The following is an 18486-nucleotide window of genomic DNA, read 5'->3' as shown; positions in this document are numbered from 1 at the left end:
CAGGGCGGAGAGCACGGCGGGCGCCATGCCATGGCGGAAATCCGCCGTTGCGGAAATCCGGCGTCCCGTCCGGGTACAATGCCGGTTTGAACCTTGGCAGGGTTTTTTCCGAACGATGTTTGCGGCACGACAGACGCCAGCCCAAGCCGGTGACGCCCTCGCGCGCCTCGCCTGGCAGGATTTCGAGCATCTGCTGGCCGAGCATTATCGTAGCCAGGGTTACCTCGTTGAACACCATACGCCTGCCACGTCACTCAAGACGCTGACGGCTGGCGTCGATCTCCGGCTGCGCCGCGGAAGCGAAACCGTCATCGTCCAGTGCAAGCACTGGGACACCGAGGAAGTGCAGCTGCAGGATGTGAACGAGCTGCTTGGCAACATGCTCAACGAGGCCGCGAGCAAGGGCGTCTTCGTCACCCGCGGGCGCTACAGCAGCGAGGCGAGGGCACTGATGCGCCGCCAGCCACGCCTGCAGCTGGTCGACGGTGACGTCCTGCGCGTGATGCTGAAGCTGCCCGATCATCTCGACATGTCGCTTCCGGGTGCGGCCTCGGCCCCATCCGCCCGGGGCGGCAAAGGCGCGAAGCACGAGAAAACACGCGGCGCGGCGCCCCGTCGCCGGTCGTCCGGTGACGCCTCGCGTCTCGGCCCGGCCTTGCTCGTGATCGCCATCCTGGCGCTGCTCGGGTTATTCGTCTGGCACAGCATGTCGCGCCGGGAAGAGGTGGCCGCCACGGCACCGACGGACGACGCCACACCCTCCCCGTCCACGGCGCCAGTGTCGGCGCAGACGCCGGCCATCGCACCGGCGGTCGCACCCGCCCCGCCTGTCGACCCGGCGGCGTCCGCCGTCGCGCCGGCGACCGGCACGCCTCCGCTCAGTGGCGCATCCGGCATCGTCAGCACGCATGGTGCGCTCGATCCGCCCTCCGCCGCGCGCGAAATCGCGGAGCGCGAACGCCTGCGCCAGCAGTCCGAGGACGCACGCAACGCACGCAGGCACGAAGACGGCATGAAGGTGCTCGAACAGAGCACGCGCGAACTGGGCTCGCACGAGTAACCGATCCGTCATCTGACCGGTTCGTCATCGCGTCGCGGCGTTCCGCCGCACGATTAAACGAAGTCAGGGCCGTTTCGTTCACGCCGGGACAATCCTCGCGCGCTTAGCCTGTTTGGCGACCCCGTCGCCTGGAAGCACTCATGACGCTCGCGCCCGACCTGCTCCGTCGCATGCACGCCTATTGGCGTGCCGCCAACTACCTCACCGTGGGACAGATCTACCTCCGCGACAATCCGATGCTGCAGGAGCCGCTGCGCAAGGAACACATCAAGCACCGGCTGCTTGGACACTGGGGCACGACTACCGGCCTGAACTTCATTTACACGCATCTCAATCGCGCGATCGTCGAACGCGATCTCAACATGATCTACGTCATCGGTCCCGGCCATGGCGGTCCCGGCCTGGTCGCGCATACGTATCTGGAAGGGTCGTACACCGAGATTTATCCGCACATCGACCGCAGCGAAGCGGGCATGCGCGAACTGTTCCGCCAGTTCTCGTGGCCGTACGGCATTCCGAGCCACGTCGCACCCGAAACGCCGGGTTCGATCCATGAAGGCGGTGAACTCGGCTACTCGCTGTCACACGCGTTCGGCGCAGCGTTCGACAACCCTGACCTCATCGTCGCCTGCGTAGTCGGCGATGGTGAAGGCGAGACCGGCGCACTGGCCACGGGGTGGCATTCGAACAAGTTCCTCAACCCCGCACGCGACGGCGCGGTCCTGCCGATCCTGCACCTCAACGGCTTCAAGATCGCCAATCCCACCGTGCTCGCGCGCATCGAACCGGAGGAACTGCGCGACCTGATGCGCGGCTACGGCTACGAGCCGCACTTCGTCGAAGGCCACGAGTTCGAGCCGATGCATCAGGACTTCGCGGCGGCGCTCGACACCTGCCTCGACGAGATCCGACGCATTCAGGAGGCCGCCCGCAGCGATGATGCCGCCGATGCCGTGCGCCCGCGCTGGCCGATGATCGTGCTGCGCAGCCCCAAGGGCTGGACCGGCCCGAAGGTAGTCGATGGGAAGCCGGTGGAAGGCACCTGGCGCGCTCATCAGGTGCCCATCGCGAAGTTCGAGACCGATGAGCATCTGAAGATCCTCGAAGACTGGATGAAGAGCTACGACGCGCACGAACTCTTCGACGAACACGGGCGTTTCCGGGACGAATTCGCTTCGCTGGCACCCACGGGTCAGCGCCGCATGGGCATGAATCCCCATGCCAATGGCGGCCAGTTGCTGAAGCAGCTGCATATGCCGCACTTCCGCAGTTTCGCGGAAGACGTGAAGACACCGGGTGACCACAAGGCCGAAGCCACGCGCGTGCTCGGCAGGTTCCTGCGCGACGTAATGCGGCAGAACATGCAGACCTTCCGCCTGTTCGGGCCCGACGAGACCGCGTCGAACCGGCTCGAAGCCGTCTACGAAGCCAGCGGCAAGACCTGGCTGGCGGAATACGAAGAGGTGGATGAGAACCTCTCCCCCGCCGGCCGCGTCATGGAGGTACTGAGCGAGCACCAGTGCCAGGGCTGGCTCGAAGGCTATCTGCTCACCGGCCGCCATGGTTTCTTTTCGTGCTACGAGGCCTTCATCCACATCATCGATTCGATGTTCAACCAGCATGCGAAGTGGCTGAAGGTCACCCGGAAGATGTCGTGGCGTCCGCCGATCGCGTCGCTCAACTACCTGCTGAGCTCGCACGTCTGGCACCAGGACCATAACGGGTTCTCGCATCAGGATCCCGGCTTTATCGATCACGTGGCGAACAAGAAGTCCGAGATCGTGCGCATCTATCTTCCACCCGATGCCAACTGCCTGCTCTCCGTCGCCGATCACTGCCTGCGCAGCCGCCACTACGTCAATGTGATCATCGCGGGCAAGCAGCCGGACTGGCAGTGGCTGGATATGGAGAGTGCGATCCGTCACTGTGCCGCCGGGGCGGGCATCTGGGAATGGGCCGGCCGTGGCGGGGAGGATCCCGACGTGGTCATGGCCTGCGCGGGTGACGCGCCGACCGTGGAGATTCTCGCCGCCGTCATGCTGCTGCGCGAATACGTGCCGGACATCCGCATCCGCGTGGTCAACGTGGTCGACCTGATGTCGCTGGAACAGCCGGAAGAACATCCGCACGGCATGGACGACGACGTGTTCGACGATCTGTTCACCAAAGATAAGCCGGTGATCTTCGCCTTCCATGGCTATCCCGGCATCATCCACAAGCTGACGTATCGCCGGCACAACCACGACAATATCCATGTGCGCGGCTACAAGGAAGAAGGCACGACCACCACCGCGCTCGACATGATGGTGCTGAACAATATGGACCGCTTCCAGCTGGCCCTCGATGCGATCAACCGCATTCCGCGCCTGGCCGGTGAGCGCGAGAAGGCGACGCAGCGTTACTGGTCGGATATCCAGCGACACAAGCTGTACGTCAGTGAGCACGGGCAGGACCTGCCGGAGGTGCGCGACTGGCAGTGGAAGGCGGAAGAGGCGGCATCGCACGGGAAGGATCCCTCGTGAGCGCCACCGGCCATGTACTGGCCCTCAACACGGGGTCGTCGTCGCTGAAATACGGCCTGTACCGCGTCGATGGCGATCGGTGCGAGGCGCTGCTTACCGGGCAGACGGACGGCCCCGCCGATGCCGATCCGCTGGCGGGCATCGTCGATGCGTTATCGAAACAGTCCCTGCCCTCCCCCGATGCGATCGGTCACCGCATCGTGCACGGCGGACCCCGTGTGCGGAAGCATGCGCGTATCGACGAGGCGATGATGACGCACCTCGACGAGGCGCGCGCGTTCGCGCCACTGCACGTGCCGCCCGCGGTGGCGATGGTGAAACGGTGCAGGGAACGTTTCCCGGACCTGCCGCAGGTGGCGTGTTTCGACACGGCCTTTCACGCGTCGATGCCGCTGGTCGCGAAGACCCTGCCCTTGCCGGCGGATCTGCGTGAGGGTGGTATCGAGCGGTATGGCTTTCACGGGCTCTCGTACGAGTCGATCGTCCGACAGCTGGGCGAGGGCATTCCGTCGCGGGTCGTCATCGCCCATCTGGGCAATGGCGCGAGCCTGTGCGCGGTACGCGACGGGCGGTCGGTCGATACGACCATGGGGCTCACGCCCACCGGCGGCATCGTGATGGGGACGCGACCGGGCGATCTGGACCCGGGCGTGTTGCTCTACCTAATGCGCGAGCGTGGCTACGATGCGGAGCGGCTCGAAAAACTGGTCGATCGGGAGGCCGGCCTGAAGGGGCTTTCCGGCGGTATCAGCGACATGCGCAAGTTGCATGCGATGGATAACGAGGCGTCGACGCTCGCTCAGGATGTGTTCGTGCATGTAGCGCGGAAGCAGATCGCGGCGATGGTCGCATCGCTTGGCGGCATCGATCTGCTGGTGTTCACCGGCGGTATCGGCGAGAACGATGCGGTAACCCGCGATGCGATTCTCGCGGGGCTGCAGTGGATCGGCGATGTTCCGTCACGGGTGATGGTGACGGAAGAAGATGAGCAGATCGCCCGCCACACATGGCACCTGACTCCTACATGACGACTACGGGAATCTTGCCGATTTTCGACTTCCATTCCTTCGGGCCGGTCTCATGCACCGACGTGCCGGCGCTGTCGACCGCTACCGTCACCGGCATGTCCTTCACCTCGAACTCGTAGATCGCTTCCATCCCGAGGTCTTCGAACGCCAGCACCCGCGACGCCTTGATCGCCTTGGACACCAGGTACGCCGAACCACCCACGGCCATCAGATAAACGGCCTTGTTGTCGCGAATGGCCTCGATAGCGGCCGGACCGCGCTCGCTCTTGCCGACCATGCCGAGCAGACCGGTGGTCTCGAGCATCTGGCGGGTGAACTTGTCCATGCGCGTCGCGGTGGTCGGACCGGCCGGGCCCACCACTTCGTCGCGCACCGGATCGACCGGGCCGACGTAGTAGATGAAGCGGTTGGTGAAGTCGACCGGCAGCGTCTCGCCGCGGTTCAACATGTCGATCATGCGCTTGTGCGCGGCGTCGCGACCGGTGAGCAGCTTGCCGTTGAGCAGGATCGTTTCGCCGGGCTTCCAGTCGAGCACGTCCTCACGGGTGATCGTGTCGAGGTCGACGCGACGGCCCTTGGACGAGTCGTAGGTGAGCTTCGGCCAGTCTTCCAGCGACGGCGGATCGAGCGCCACCGGGCCGGAGCCGTCGAGCACGAAGTGCGCATGACGCGTGGCGGCGCAGTTGGGAATCAGCGCGACTGGCAGGTTGGCGGCGTGGGTCGGGTAATCCTTGACCTTGATGTCGAGCACGGTGGTCAGGCCACCGAGGCCCTGCGCGCCGATCCCCAGTGCGTTGACCTTCTCGTACAGCTCGATGCGCAGTTCTTCGGCACGGTTGGACGGACCGCGCGCGATGAGGTCGACGATGTCGATCGGCTCCATCAGCGCTTCCTTCGCCAGCAGCATCGCTTTCTCAGCGGTGCCGCCGATACCGATGCCGAGCATGCCCGGCGGGCACCAGCCGGCGCCCATCGTCGGCACGGTCTTCAGCACCCAGTCGACGATGGAATCGGACGGGTTGAGCATCGCGAACTTGGACTTGGCTTCCGAACCGCCACCCTTGGCGGCGACGATCACGTCGACCTTGTCGCCCGGCACGATCGACACGTTGACCACGGCCGGCGTGTTGTCGCGGGTGTTCATGCGCTTGCCCGCAGGGTCGGCCAGGACCGAGGCGCGCAGCTTGTTGTCCGGATGGTTGTAGGCGCGACGCACACCTTCGTTGACCATGTCCTCGACGCCCATCGTCGCATCGTCCCAGCGCACGTTCATGCCGACCTTGAGAAACACCGTAACGATGCCGGTGTCCTGGCAGATCGGGCGGTGCCCCTCGGCGCACATGCGCGAGTTGATCAGGATCTGGGCGATGGCATCCCTGGCGGCCGGCGACTCTTCACGCTCGTATGCGGCGGAGAGGTTTTTGATGTAGTCGACCGGGTGATAGTACGAGATGTACTGGAGAGCGTCGGCGACGCTGGTGATGAGGTCGTCCTGCTTGATCGAGGTCATGGCGCTTCGGCTGGCTCGCGGGGGCTGGCAAAGCAGCGATTTTAGCGCACCCGGCCGGTGTAAGGTGCCGGGCGATCGACCGGTCTTCTTCCGGTACCCAGGAACCACGGAGTTTTCATGCGTCAGCTACGTCACACCTTTTTCGCCCTGCTCGTCGCGCTGACCGCCTTCGCGGCGGCCACGCCCGCCATGGCCGCCCAGACCGCCCCGGAATTCGCCGGCATCGCCAACTGGCAGAATTCCAAGCCCCTGACCATGAAGAGCCTGCGCGGCAAGGTCGTGCTGATCGACTTCTGGGCGTATTCCTGCATCAACTGCCTGCGCACCCTGCCCCACGTCACCCGCTGGTACGACCAGTACAAGGACAAGGGTCTGGTGATCGTCGGCGTTCACTCGCCGGAGTTCGCCTTCGAGAAGCAGGACGGCAACGTCCGCGACGCCATCGCGAAGTACAACATCAAGTACCCGGTGGCCCAGGACAACGATCTGGAGACCTGGGACGCCTGGGATAACCAGTACTGGCCGGCCGAGTATCTGGTCGACCAGCGCGGCAACGTCATCGCCCATCATTTCGGCGAGGGCAATTACGCCGAGATGGAAAACGCGATCCGTACCCTGCTCGGCCTGCCCCGTCTTGAGGCCACCGCCGAAGCCGACAAGGACGCGCCGGACTTCACCCAGCTGGGCTCGCCGGAAATGTATTTCGGCAGCGACCGTGCGAAGAACAATGCCAGCCCGGGCGGCGACAGCGCCGGTACCCGCGATTTCACGGCGCCGTCGAGGCTGGAGCTCAACCAGTTCGCACTGATCGGCAAGTGGGAGATCGGTCGCCAGAACGCCACGCTGGTGGGCGCCAACGGTGAGATTCGCCTGCATTTCAAGGCGAAGAAGGTGCATATGGTGGCGAGCGCAAACGATGCCGTGACACTGGAGATCGCGGTGGACGGCAAGCCGATGGCGCCGGTGACCGTCCAGAAGAGCCAGCTGTACACCCTGTTCGATGGCGACGGATACAAGGACCACGTGCTGACGATCAAGATTCCGAAGGGCGGGTTCCACGCGTTCACGTTCACCTTCGGCTAGGAGCGGCGCCAGCGCGGGTCTTGCCAAGAGTGTTTCTTAAGATATATCGTACGACCACTACGTACGATATATCTGGAGCACCCCCATGCACTTTTTCCACCACGCAAAACACCGCTTCCACGACAAGATGGCGGCCATGGCCATGGGCCGCGGCGGTCCGGGCGGCCGCTTCGGCGGCGGCCCCTTCGGCTTCGACGACCGCGGCGACGGTATGCGCGGCGGCCGCGGCGGCGGTCGTTTCGGCGGCCGCATGTTCGGCACCGGCGACCTGCGCCTCCTTCTGCTCGCCCTGATCGAAGAGCAGCCGCGCCACGGCTACGAGCTGATCCGCACCATCGAGGAGATGTTCGAGGGCCAGTACAGCCCGAGCCCGGGCGCCATCTATCCCACCCTGACCATGCTCGAAGAGCTGGGCTACGCCCGGGTCGAGGCCGAGACCGGCGGCAAGAAGCTCTACGCGATCACCGAAGCCGGCAGCACCTTCCTTCAGGAGAACCGCGACACGCTGGAAGCCCTGACCGAGCGCCTGCAGGTCATGTCGCGCCACATGCGCCGCATGAGCGTTCCCAACGAGGTACGCGAGGCGATGCACACACTGAAGCACCAGCTGATCAACCACCACAAGGCATGGGACGAGGCCGAGCTGCATCGCGTCGCAAAGCTGCTCGAAGCCACCGCCAGGGCCATCGCGGAGCGCAGCGCATGAGCGGTATCACCGAGCGCCACGCCATCACCCGCGTCCGCCACGAACTGAAGATGCGCAAGCTCAGCGTGTCCCGGGTGCAGAACCTGACCCCGCACATGGTGCGGGTGACGGTCACCGGCCCGGACCTCGAGGGCTTCGTCACCGCCTCGCCCGACGACCACGTCAAGCTGTTCTTCCCCGTCGACGACGGCGCGATCAACACGCCGACGATGACCCCGGAAGGCCCGGTGTTCGCCGAGGGTGTCACCCCGTCGCCCGCCCGGGATTACACGCCGCGCCGCTACAACGCCGCGCATAACGAGCTCGACATCGACTTCGTTCTGCACGGGGAAGGCCCGGCCTCGACCTGGGCGGAGCGGGTGAAGGTCGGTGACACCCTCGGTGTCGGCGGGCCGCGGGGATCGATGATCGTGCCCCACGACTTCGATCATTACGTGCTGGTCGGCGACGAAACCGCGCTGCCTGCCATCGGCCGCTGGCTCGAGGAGCTGCCTGCCTCGACACCCGTGACCGTACTGGTCGAGATCGGCTCCAACGAAGAGAAGCAGATACTCGCGCGGGATGTGCACTGGTTCGTACGCGATCGCTCGGTGCCGTCGCTGGACGATACGCTGGCGGCGCTGCCGATCCCGGGTGGCGACACGTTCTGGTGGGTGGCCACGGAGTCGAAGCGTGCGCGATCCCTGCGTTCGCTGCTCGTCGAAACGCGCGGGATCGACAAAGACTGGGTGAAGGCGACGGGGTACTGGCAGGCCGACTGATGCCGCGGGGCCTCCGATACTCCCGCAATCACCTCCCCTGCACGACGCTTAATCGCCGCCTTCCGTGAACACATAACGTTGGCGGCGATCACGTTACCTCTGTCTCCGTTATGGGAGTGGAGAAGTGACGATGCGACGTGGAAGGAAAATACTGGCCTGGGTTATCGGGATCTTCGTCCTGCTGATCGTTGCGATCATCTTGTTCATCGCGTTCTTCGACTGGAACCGGTTGAAGCCGACGATCAACGAGAAGGTCTCGGAGGCCATCGGCCGTCCTTTCGCGATCAATGGCGACCTTTCCGCGCACTGGTCGCGCGAGCCGGGTGAAAGCGGGCTGGTCAGCCTGATCCCCTGGCCGCACTTCGAAGCGCGTGACATCACCGTCGCCAATCCCGACTGGGCGAAGACGAAGCAGTTCGCGACGCTCGACTCCCTCCAGTTCCGCCTCTCGCCCTTCCCGCTGATCTCGCACCGCATCGTGGTGCCGGAGATCCGTCTTGGCCAGCCGAAGATCGATCTTCAGCGGGTGAAGAACGGTGACAACACGTGGACCTTCAAGCTGCCGGAAAGCACGGGCCCGTCCGAGTGGCAGCTCGAACTCAACGCGATCGCGTTCGACAAGGGTCACATCGATTTCAACGATGCGCAGACCCAGATCGCCATGGGCATCGACGTGACGCCACTGAGCAAGGGCATCCCGTTCGACGAGATCATGGCGCAGCAGGAGACCGACTCGCGCGCGCAGGCAAAGAAGACCACGGGCGCCAGCGCCAAAGCGATGTCGAAGAGCGACGCGGACGAGAAGGACCGCAACGACGAGACCAAGAAGAAGCAGGTCTATCAGTTCGCGTGGGAAGCCAAGGGCACGTACAAGAAGTCGACGGTGACCGCAAAGGCGAAGACCGGCGGCGTGCTCGCGCTCCGCGACTCGAACCGTCCCTTCCCGGTCGCGGCCGACGCGCGCTTCGGCGATACGCATATCGCCTTCGTCGGTACCCTTACCGACCCGATCAACATGGGCGCGCTGGACGTCCGCCTGTGGTTTTCCGGCACGAGCATGTCGCATCTGTATGACCTGACCGGCGTGACCCTGCCGGACACGCCGCCGTTCGCCACCGAGGGCCACCTCAAGGCCAATCTGAAGAAGGGCGCCAGCGTCTTCACCTACGACCACTTCACCGGCAAGGTGGGAGGCAGCGACCTGGGCGGGAGCCTGACGTTCAACACGGGCGGGCCGCGTCCGAAGCTGACCGGCGCGCTCAAGTCCAACCAGTTGCTCTTCAGCGATCTGGCCCCGCTCATCGGCGGTGGCTCGAACGAAGAGAAGGCCGAGCGCGGCGACGCGGTGAAGCAACCTAACGACAAGGTGCTGCCCGTCGAGCCGTTCAAGACCGATCGCTGGAACGCCATGGACGCGGATGTCGAATTCACTGGCGTGAAGATCGTCCACGGTGAGCGTCTGCCGATCGACAACCTCTACACCCACCTCATCATGAAGGACGCCGTGCTGATCCTCGACCCGCTGAAGTTCGGCGTGGCCGGCGGCACGGTCGGCAGCAACATCAAACTGGACGGATCGAAGACGCCCTTGAGGGGTGGCTTCAATCTGGGCGCCCGTCATCTGAAGCTGAAGGAGCTCTTCCCGACCTTCGCGCCGATGCAGACCAGCTTCGGTGAGCTCAACGGCGATGCTTCCCTCACCGCCACCGGCAACTCGCCCGCCGCCCTGCTGGGCAGCTCGAACGGCGAGGTGAAGCTGCTGATCAACGACGGCGCCATCAGCAGCTCGCTGCTGGAACTCGCCGGCCTGAATGTCGGCAGCTACGCGGTGAACAAGCTCTTCGGCGATGAGGTAGTCAAGATCAACTGCATGGCCGCCGATCTGGTGGCGACCAACGGCGACATGGAGTCGCGCCTCTTCGCGCTGGATACCGAGAAGGCTCTGATCAATGTCAACGGCAATATCAACTTCCGGGATGAAAAGCTGAACCTCGACATCGTTCCGCATACGAAGGGTTTCCGTCTCTTCTCGCTTCGCTCGCCGCTGTATGTGCACGGGACGATGAAGAACCCCTCGGTCGGCGTGCATGCCGGGCCGCTGATCCTGCGTGCGGGCGGTGCGGCGGCGCTGGCGGTGTTTGCCGCTCCTGTCGCTGCCCTCGGTGCCCTGGCGGTGCCGGAGAGCGGCAAAGCGGATGCGACGCAGTGCAAGCCGTTGCTCGACGACATCCGGAACAACCCGCCTAAGGCCCCGCCGGCTGGGAAGACCAAGGGCCGGTAACCCACCGTAGGAGCGCGCCCTGCGCGCGATGCTTTTTGCCCTGACGGGCATTGACCAAGAGCATCGCCCGCAAGGCGCGCTCCTATGGGTGCGATGTGGCGCTTGTGGATGCGCCACGGCCCCGGCAAGCTTCGCGCATGTCGCCTTCCCGTAAAGCCCATCTCCAGATCCACTTCTGCGTCCTGCTCTGGGGCTTTACCGCCATCCTCGGCAAGCTGATCACCCTGGCCGCCCTGCCCCTGGTCTGGTGGCGAATGTTGCTGGTCTCGGGAACCCTGCTCTGCCTGCCCCGGGTATGGCGAGCGATACGCGCGCTTCCGCCAAAGCTGCTGCTGTCCTATGCGGGGATCGGCGTCATCGTCGCGCTGCACTGGCTGACGTTTTACGGCGCGATCAAACTGGCCAACGCCTCGGTCGCCGCGACGTGTATCGCGCTATGCCCCGCATTTCTGGCCATGGTCGAGCCTTGGGTGGCCGGACGACGTTTCGATCCACGCGAATTGCTGATCGGTGCCGCCGTCGTGCCCGGCGTGGCGCTGGTCGCCGGCGGCGTGCCGGGTGAGATGCGGATCGGCCTCGCTGTTGGCGTGCTGTCCGCGTTGTTCGTGGCGTTCTTCAGCGCGTTCAACAAGCGGCTCATCGATAAGGCCGATTCGCTCACCGTGACCTGTATCGAGCTGGGCACGGGCACCCTGTTCCTTACCGTGCTTGCACCGTTCATGCCGGGCACGGCATTCCCCGTGCCCGATCTGCATGACGGGGCGCTGATCGTCTTGCTGGCCTATGGGTGCACGCTGCTGCCGTTCGTCCTGGCGCTGACGGCATTACGGCATCTCACCGCCTTCGCGACGCAGATGGTGACGAATCTGGAGCCGGTGTATGCGATCGTCCTGGCCATTCCGCTGCTGGGAGAGCAGAAGGAACTGGGCTGGGCGTTTTATGTGGGGGTGGCGATCATTCTGGGCGCCGTGTTTGCTCATCCTTATCTGCATAGGGGTGAGAAGGCGGAGACGTCGGATCTGGTGGTGCCTTAGGGTCGCGTGCGCGACGCGCTCCTGCATGGGACATCGCGCGCGGGGCAGGCTTCTGCAAGGGATGTCGCGCGCGGGGCGCGCTCCTACAGGAGCTTTGCGTGGGGGATGGCGCTGTTTATGCCCGGCCGCGTGCGCGCATCGTGCGCTGGCGGCGCACGCGCTTACCGGAGGTGCGCACGCTGCCCTTGGTGGAGGCGGCCTTTTTTCGGGTAGACGACGGCTTGGCCGGCGTTTGCTGGCTGGATGTCTTCACGAGGTACTCCGGAACGAAAACCGGGAGGGTCCATCGTGGGACCCTCCCGGTGAAAAAGCCGCTAAGGCGGAGTCAGATCAGTTTGATCTCGCGCAGACGTTCCTGAAGATACTCGTGCGCCGTGATCGGCTCCGGGTACCGCTTCGGGTTCTCGGGCGTGATGCAGGACGGCAGCACGTCCAGCACGACATCCGGGTTCGGATGCAGGAAGAACGGCACCGAATAGCGCGGCTTGCGCGCGTTGGCGTTCTGCGGGTTGGTCACGCGGTGCGTCGTCGACGGGTACACGTGGTTGGTGAGGCGCTGCAGCATGTCGCCGATGTTGACGACGATGGCGTCGCCCTCGGTGGTGATCGGCAGCCACTCACCTTCACGCGTGAGGACCTCGAGGCCCTCCGCGCTCGCGCCCACCAGCAGCGTGATGAAGTTGATGTCCTCGTGCGCACCGGCGCGCACGTTGGGCACGTCGTCCTGCACGATCGGCGGGTAATGGATCGGACGCAGGATGGAATTGCCCGAGTCGATCTTGTCGTCGAAAAAACGTTCCGGCAGGTCGATGTGCAGGGCCAGGGCGCGGAGCACGCGCGCGCCGAGCTGGTCCAGCGCCTCGTAGATGCCGTAGCCCTTTTCCTTGAAGTCCGGCACCTCGGACGGCCACACGTTGGCCGGCATCACGTCGGCAAACTTCGAGTCGCGCGGGATCTCGCGACCGATGTGCCAGAACTCCTTGAGATCGGCGAACTTGCTGTCCTTGGCGGTCTCGACCTTGAACGGCGTGTAGCCGCGCGCACCGCCACCGCCGGGGATGTGGTACTGCCGCTTGGTCTCGTCGGGCAGCGCGAAGAAGCGCACGAAGGCGTCGTACGCGCCGTCGATGGCTTCCTTCGGGATGCCGTGACCGCTAATGCCGCAGAAACCGAATTCGCGATAGGCCGCGCCGAGCTCGGCGACGAAGGCGTCGCGGTCGGTCTCGTAACGACGGATATCGAGGGTGGGAACCTTCTTCATGCTGCTTCCGGATTTCGTTCAGGCGGTTGCCTGGGCCGCCGATTTTACGGCCTCGGCCAGCTGCCCCGCCAGACGTTCCACTTCGGCCGCGTCGGCGGCCTCGATGGTGACGCGGACCAGCGGTTCGGTACCCGAAGCCCGCAGTACGACGCGCCCGCGGCCTTCCAGTACGGCTTCCACCTCGGCAAGCGCCTGCTTCACCGTGTCGCTGCCCAGCGCCGCCTTGGCGCCCTGCACGCGCACGTTGAGCATCGTCTGCGGCAGCTTGACCAGGCCGGCACGGGCCTCGCCGAAGGTCTCGCCCGTCTCGGCCAGGCATTCGAGCAGGGCCAGCGCGGCGACGATGCCATCGCCCGTGGTGAAGCGGTCGAGGCACAGCACGTGCCCGGACGTCTCGCCGCCGAGGATGCCGCCGTGTTCCTTGAGCTGCTGCAGGACGTAGCGGTCGCCCACGTTGGCGCGCACGAAGGGGATGTCCATCGCCTTCAGCGCACGCTGCAGGCCGTAGTTACTCATGAGCGTGCCGACGACGGGACCCGGCAGGGATGCCTTGCGCTTCCAGTGGCGCGCGATCACGTAGAGCATGTCGTCGCCATCGGTGACCGAGCCGTCGGCATCGACGATGCGGACGCGGTCGCCGTCACCGTCGAAGGCGATGCCCAGGTCGGCCCCGCGCTCGACCACGGCCCTGGCCAGCGCCTCGGGGGCCGTGGAGCCGACGCCGCGGTTGATGTTGAGGCCGTCCGGCTCGGCACCGATGGTCGAGACCTCGGCCCCCAGCTCCGTGAACACCTTGGGCGCGACCTGGTAGGTGGCGCCGTGGGCGCAGTCCAGCACCAGACGCATGCCGCGCAGCGAGAACTCGTCGGCCACGGTGGACTTGCAGAACTCGGCGTACTTGGTCACCGCGTCGTCGACGCGGCGGGCCTTGCCCAACGCTTCGGACGCCACGGTGGCGAAGTCCGCCTCGAGCTCGGCCTCGATCTCGGCCTCCAGCGAATCGTCCAGCTTTTCGCCCTGCCCGGAAAAGAACTTGATGCCGTTGTCCTGGTGCGGATTGTGCGAGGCGCTGATGACGATACCGGCGTCGGCGCGCAGGGAACGCGTCAGGTAAGCCACGCCCGGTGTGGGCATCGGGCCGAGCAGGCGGACGTCGGCACCGGAGGCGACCAGACCGGCTTCCAGCGCGGCTTCGAACATGTAGCCGGACACGCGGGTGTCCTTGCCGATGACAACCAGCACCTTGCGGTTGGGGTCGCGGCGATCGGGACCGGCACCGGCCCCGCGGCGGTCGGCGGCGCGGCGGCGCGCCAGCACGGCACCGGCGGCGCGGCCCAGTCGCAGGATGAAGTCGGCGCTGATCGGGTATGAGCCGACGTGGCCACGGATGCCGTCCGTACCGAAGTATTTGCGTTCGCTCATGGCTAATTCCTTTCCGGGGTTGGAAGGATACCTCCGGATGGGGGGTGCCGCGTCGTCGCCTTGTTGGCTTTTCGCGCGCAGGGCGCGCTCCTACGAAAGCCGCCTGTAGGAGCGCGCCTGCGCGCGACCCGGCGCCTGCGCGCGATCCCCGTCTCAGTCGTCGTCCGGCCAGCGCGGCATCGTGGGTTTGTCGACCCGGGCGGCGGTGTCGCCGGCCTGGACGGCGTGCTGCACGGCCAGGGCGTCCACCGTGGCGGCCACGTCGTGGACGCGGACCAGGATGGCGCCACGCTGCACGGCGATCAGGGCGGCGGCGACCGAGCCGGACACCCGGGCGCGCGGATCGTCACGACCGGTGATGGCGCCGATCATCGACTTGCGCGACAGACCTACGTACGCCCCGGCGCCGAGTTCCGCGAAGCGCCCCGTGGCGCGCAGCAGGGCCAGGTTGTGTTCGAGGCTCTTGCCGAATCCGAAGCCCGGGTCGACCAGCACCCGCCTGCGATCGATGCCGGCCAGTTCACACGAAAACAGCCGGTCGGTCAGGAAGCGATGGACCTCGCCGACCACGTCGTCGTAATCCGGCGCGTCCTGCATGCCCCGGGGCTCGCCCTGCATGTGCATCAGGCAGACCGGCACCCGCAGATCGGCGGCGGCATCGAGCGCACCCTCACGACGCAACGCGAAGACGTCGTTGATCATGCCGGCGCCGGCGCCGACGGCGGCGCGCATCACCTCCGCCTTGGAGGTGTCTATCGAGAGCGGCACGGTGGTCGCCGCTGCCAGCCGCTCGATCAGCGGGACCACGCGACGGATTTCTTCCGCGGCGCCGACGTCGTCCGCACCGGGGCGGGTGGACTCACCACCGATGTCGAGCATGTCGGCGCCTTCTTCCACCAGGCGCAGGGCGTGCTCGTAGGCGGCGTCGAGCGTGTCGTACCGGCCGCCGTCCGAAAACGAATCCGGCGTGACGTTGACGATGCCGACGACGCGCGGCCGGTCGAGGACCAGTACGCGCCCGTTGCAGTCCAGCGAGGTGGCGAAGGGATTCATGGCTCAGCCCTGCTGCGGGCCGCCCATCGGGCCCATGAAGCGACGGTAGTAGCGAAGCTCGTCGATCGAATCGCGGATGTCGGACAGCGCGGTGTGAGCGGAGTCCTTGTTGAAGCCGCGCGCGATGTCCGGCGACCAGCGACGCGACAGCTCTTTCAGCGTGGATACGTCGAGGTTGCGGTAATGGAAGAAGCGCTCCAGCTTCGGCATCTCGCGATGCAGGAAGCGGCGGTCCTGGCAGATGGAATTGCCGCACATCGGCGACTTGCCGGCGGGCACCCACTGCCTGAGGAATTCGATGGTGGCCGTTTCGGCTTCACCCGGTGCGGTGTCGGACTCGACGGCCCGACCCCAGAGGCCCGAGCGCATGTGCTGGTTACGATTCCAGGCGTCCATCTGCTGCAGGCGCGCGTCGGCATGCGAGATCGCGAAGACCGGGCCCTCAGCCAGCACGTTCAGATCCTTGTCGGTCACGATCGTGGCGATCTCCAGGATGGAGTCGTTGTCCGTGTCCAGACCGGTCATTTCCAGGTCGATCCAGATGAGGTTGTCGTCGTGCGCTGCGGTCATGGGGGCTCCTAACGGTGTCGCCCAGTCTAACGGCAGTGCGCGTGGAAAGCAGGTCGACCCATGAGATGATGTGCCGATGGCCGAACCGACCTTCTTCTGGCACGACTACGAAACCTTTGGCTCCGACCCGCGGCGGGACCGTCCCAGCCAGTTCGCCGGCATCCGCACCGACGCCAACCTGGAGATCGTCGGCGAGCCGCTGATGATCTACTGCCAGCCGCCGCGCGACATGCCGCCCCAGCCCGCGGCCTGCCTGATTACCGGCATCGCTCCGCAGCTGACCGCACGTGAAGGCCTGCGCGAAGCCGACTTCGCCGCCGCGATCCACGAGCAGCTGTCCGTGCCGGGTACCTGCACCGTGGGCTACAACTCGCTGCGCTTCGATGACGAGTTCACCCGGCATCTCCTGTACCGCAATTTCTACGAGCCGTACGGTCGCGAATGGGAGAACGGCAATTCCCGCTGGGACCTGATCGACCTCGTGCGCCTGTGCCAGGCGCTGCGCCCCGACGGCATCGTCTGGCCGACCCGTGAGGACGGCCTGCCCAGCTTCCGGCTCGAGCACCTGGCTACCGCCAATGGGCTCAAGCAGGACCGCGCGCACGACGCGCTGTCCGATGTCGAAGCCCTGATCGCGCTCGCCCGCCTGATCCGCCGGCACCAGCCGAAGCTGTGGGACTGGTACTTCGCCCTGCGCCGCAAACAGCGTGTCTTCGAACTGCTGGACGTGGCGGCGATGACGCCGGTGGTGCACGTGTCGTCGCGCTATCCCGCCAGCCGCCAGTGCCTGACCGTGATCGCGCCGCTGGCGGCGCATCCGTCGCGCGCCGGAGAAATCATCGTCTACGATCTCACGGCCGATCCCGCCGATCTGCTCGCGCTGGACGACGGCGATGTGGCCGACCGCGTGTTCACGTCGCGCGCCGACCTGCCCGAAGGGGTCGAACGCATCGCGTTGCGCACGATCAAGGCGAACAACGCGCCGGCGCTTGCGCCGCTTTCCGTCCTGAAGGGTGCCGACCACACCCGCCTCGGCCTGGACATGGACGCGGTCGAACGCCATCTCGCCCTTTTGCGCCAGGCGGAAGGCCTCGCCGAAAAGGTGCGGCGCATCTACGGTCAGGCCGGCCAGTTTCCGCCGGCCGAGGATCCGGAACTCGCGCTGTACGGCGGCTTCCTGCCCGACGCGGACAAGCGGCTGCTCGCCGAAGTACGTGCCACGCCGCCCGACCAGCTGGGCTCGCGTGGCTTCACATTCCGCGACCCGCGCTACGCGGAACTGCTGTTCCGTTATCGCGCGCGCAACTGGCCCGAGACCCTCTCGGTACAGGAGCACGAGCGCTGGGAGGCGTTCCGCGTCGCGCGCCTCACCCGGAGGGGCCCGCTGACCTCGCTCACGCTCGACGAATACCAGCTCGAACTCACCGCCCTCCGCGCCCTGCCCGGCTCCCCGCTGCCCCTGCTCGACGAGCTGGAAGCGTGGGGCCACGAACTGCTCTGACACCCATGGCCCAGACTTATTTCACGCCCGCGACCTTTCGTTTCTTCAAGTCGCTCATGCGCAACAACAACCGCGAGTGGTTCCAGGATCACAAGGCGGATTACGAGCGTCACGTACGCGAGCCGTTCCTTCAGCTGATCGGCGACCTCGACGCGCCGCTGAAGAAGATCAGCCCGCATTACCGCGCCGATACGCGCAAGGTCGGCGGCTCGCTGTATCGCATTCATCGCGATACGCGCTTCGCCAATGACAAGCAGCCGTACAAGGGCTGGCAGGGATCGCGCTTCTTTCATGAGCGCCGGCATGAGATCCAGGCGCCCGGCTTTTATCTGCATATCCAGCCGGGCGAATGCTTCGCCGGTGGCGGCATGTGGCATCCCGAGCCGCCCGTGCTGAAGAAGCTGCGCGACTTTCTCGCGGACAACCCGGATTCATGGAAGCGGGCGACGCACGGGAAGGCGTTTCGCGAGCGCTTCGAGTTCTGGGGTGAAAGCCTGACGCGGCCGCCGCGCGGGTTCGATCCGAACCATGAGCTGATCGAGGATCTGAAGCGGAAGAATTTCGCCGCCGGGCAGAATTTCGATGAGGAGATGGCGTGCTCGTCGGAGCTGCTTCCGTTTGTGGTGGACAGCTTCAGGCGGCTCGCGCCGATGGTGGATTATCTGTGTGCGGCGCAGGAGCTGGAGTTTTGAGG

At 65.7% G+C, this 18486-nt stretch carries 16 protein-coding genes; 10 read left to right on the top strand and 6 right to left on the bottom strand.

Annotation, left to right across the window (positions count from 1 at the left end; all coding sequences use genetic code 11):
• Positions 1–115: 115 nt before the first annotated feature.
• From J2X57_RS00170 to J2X57_RS00160, 3 genes are all read left to right on the top strand, one after another.
• Complete coding sequence (locus J2X57_RS00170) at positions 116–1060, top strand: restriction endonuclease (protein ID WP_309862351.1); 945 nt, start codon at positions 116–118, stop codon at positions 1058–1060.
• Positions 1061–1200: 140 nt separating this feature from the next.
• Entirely contained in the window at positions 1201–3582 is a 2382-nt protein-coding gene (locus tag J2X57_RS00165; protein WP_309862348.1) for a phosphoketolase family protein, read from the top strand.
• Complete coding sequence (locus J2X57_RS00160) at positions 3579–4610, top strand: acetate/propionate family kinase (RefSeq protein WP_309862345.1); 1032 nt, start codon at positions 3579–3581, stop codon at positions 4608–4610. Before J2X57_RS00165 ends, J2X57_RS00160 begins: the two co-directional genes overlap by 4 nt.
• Here the strand turns inward: J2X57_RS00160 and J2X57_RS00155 are convergent.
• Positions 4603–6120: a fumarate hydratase gene (locus J2X57_RS00155; RefSeq protein WP_308847447.1), complete on the bottom strand. Its 1518-nt coding sequence runs from the start codon at positions 6118–6120 to the stop codon at positions 4603–4605. The genes J2X57_RS00160 and J2X57_RS00155 overlap by 8 nt on opposite strands.
• A gap of 117 nt (positions 6121–6237) precedes the next feature.
• Between J2X57_RS00155 and J2X57_RS00150 the strand changes: the two genes are divergently transcribed.
• The 5 genes from J2X57_RS00150 to J2X57_RS00130 all read left to right on the top strand — a co-directional run bounded on the left by J2X57_RS00150 (position 6238) and on the right by J2X57_RS00130 (position 11985).
• Complete coding sequence (locus J2X57_RS00150) at positions 6238–7203, top strand: thioredoxin family protein (RefSeq protein ID WP_051943543.1); 966 nt, start codon at positions 6238–6240, stop codon at positions 7201–7203.
• 85 nt (positions 7204–7288) lie between these two features.
• Positions 7289–7909 (top strand): PadR family transcriptional regulator, encoded by a 621-nt coding sequence (locus J2X57_RS00145; protein WP_308847448.1) that lies wholly within the window; start codon positions 7289–7291, stop codon positions 7907–7909.
• Positions 7906–8670 (top strand): siderophore-interacting protein, encoded by a 765-nt coding sequence (locus tag J2X57_RS00140; protein WP_309862340.1) that lies wholly within the window; start codon positions 7906–7908, stop codon positions 8668–8670. The genes J2X57_RS00145 and J2X57_RS00140 overlap by 4 nt, the downstream gene beginning before the upstream one ends.
• Positions 8671–8800: 130 nt before the next feature.
• Complete coding sequence (locus J2X57_RS00135; protein ID WP_309862338.1) at positions 8801–10951, top strand: AsmA family protein; 2151 nt, start codon at positions 8801–8803, stop codon at positions 10949–10951.
• Positions 10952–11088: 137 nt separating this feature from the next.
• Complete coding sequence (locus tag J2X57_RS00130) at positions 11089–11985, top strand: DMT family transporter (protein ID WP_309862336.1); 897 nt, start codon at positions 11089–11091, stop codon at positions 11983–11985.
• A gap of 115 nt (positions 11986–12100) precedes the next feature.
• Here the strand turns inward: J2X57_RS00130 and J2X57_RS00125 are convergent, their stop codons facing one another.
• The 5 genes from J2X57_RS00125 to orn form a co-directional block, all read right to left on the bottom strand.
• A complete protein-coding gene (locus J2X57_RS00125) occupies positions 12101–12238 on the bottom strand; it encodes a hypothetical protein (protein WP_176167683.1) in 138 nt (45 codons plus the stop codon).
• A 72-nt stretch (positions 12239–12310) separates the two neighbouring features.
• Entirely contained in the window at positions 12311–13246 is a 936-nt protein-coding gene (locus tag J2X57_RS00120) for a 2-oxoglutarate and iron-dependent oxygenase domain-containing protein (protein WP_309862331.1), read from the bottom strand.
• An 18-nt stretch (positions 13247–13264) separates the two neighbouring features.
• Positions 13265–14668 carry a phosphoglucosamine mutase gene (gene glmM, locus J2X57_RS00115; RefSeq protein WP_079520315.1) on the bottom strand — a complete coding sequence of 468 codons (1404 nt, stop codon included), beginning with the start codon at positions 14666–14668 and terminating at the stop codon, positions 13265–13267.
• 153 nt (positions 14669–14821) lie between these two features.
• Positions 14822–15721: a dihydropteroate synthase gene (gene folP / locus J2X57_RS00110; RefSeq protein WP_309862327.1), complete on the bottom strand. Its 900-nt coding sequence runs from the start codon at positions 15719–15721 to the stop codon at positions 14822–14824.
• Between the two features lie 3 nt (positions 15722–15724).
• A complete protein-coding gene (orn, locus tag J2X57_RS00105) occupies positions 15725–16291 on the bottom strand; it encodes an oligoribonuclease (RefSeq protein WP_308847454.1) in 567 nt (188 codons plus the stop codon).
• 76 nt (positions 16292–16367) lie between these two features.
• Here orn and sbcB point away from each other — a divergent pair, with 76 nt between their 5' ends.
• Both sbcB and J2X57_RS00095 read left to right on the top strand, forming a co-directional pair.
• Positions 16368–17792 (top strand): exodeoxyribonuclease I, encoded by a 1425-nt coding sequence (gene sbcB, locus J2X57_RS00100; RefSeq protein ID WP_036112615.1) that lies wholly within the window; start codon positions 16368–16370, stop codon positions 17790–17792.
• A gap of 5 nt (positions 17793–17797) precedes the next feature.
• Positions 17798–18484 carry a DUF2461 domain-containing protein gene (locus J2X57_RS00095; protein ID WP_036112614.1) on the top strand — a complete coding sequence of 229 codons (687 nt, stop codon included), beginning with the start codon at positions 17798–17800 and terminating at the stop codon, positions 18482–18484.
• Positions 18485–18486: the final 2 nt, after the last annotated feature.

The sequence above is a fragment of the Luteibacter sp. 1214 genome (assembly GCF_031455395.1).
Taxonomy (GTDB): domain Bacteria; phylum Pseudomonadota; class Gammaproteobacteria; order Xanthomonadales; family Rhodanobacteraceae; genus Luteibacter; species Luteibacter mycovicinus.
Note: the sequence above shows the minus strand (reverse complement) of the source record. Positions and strands in the feature narration are given on the sequence as shown.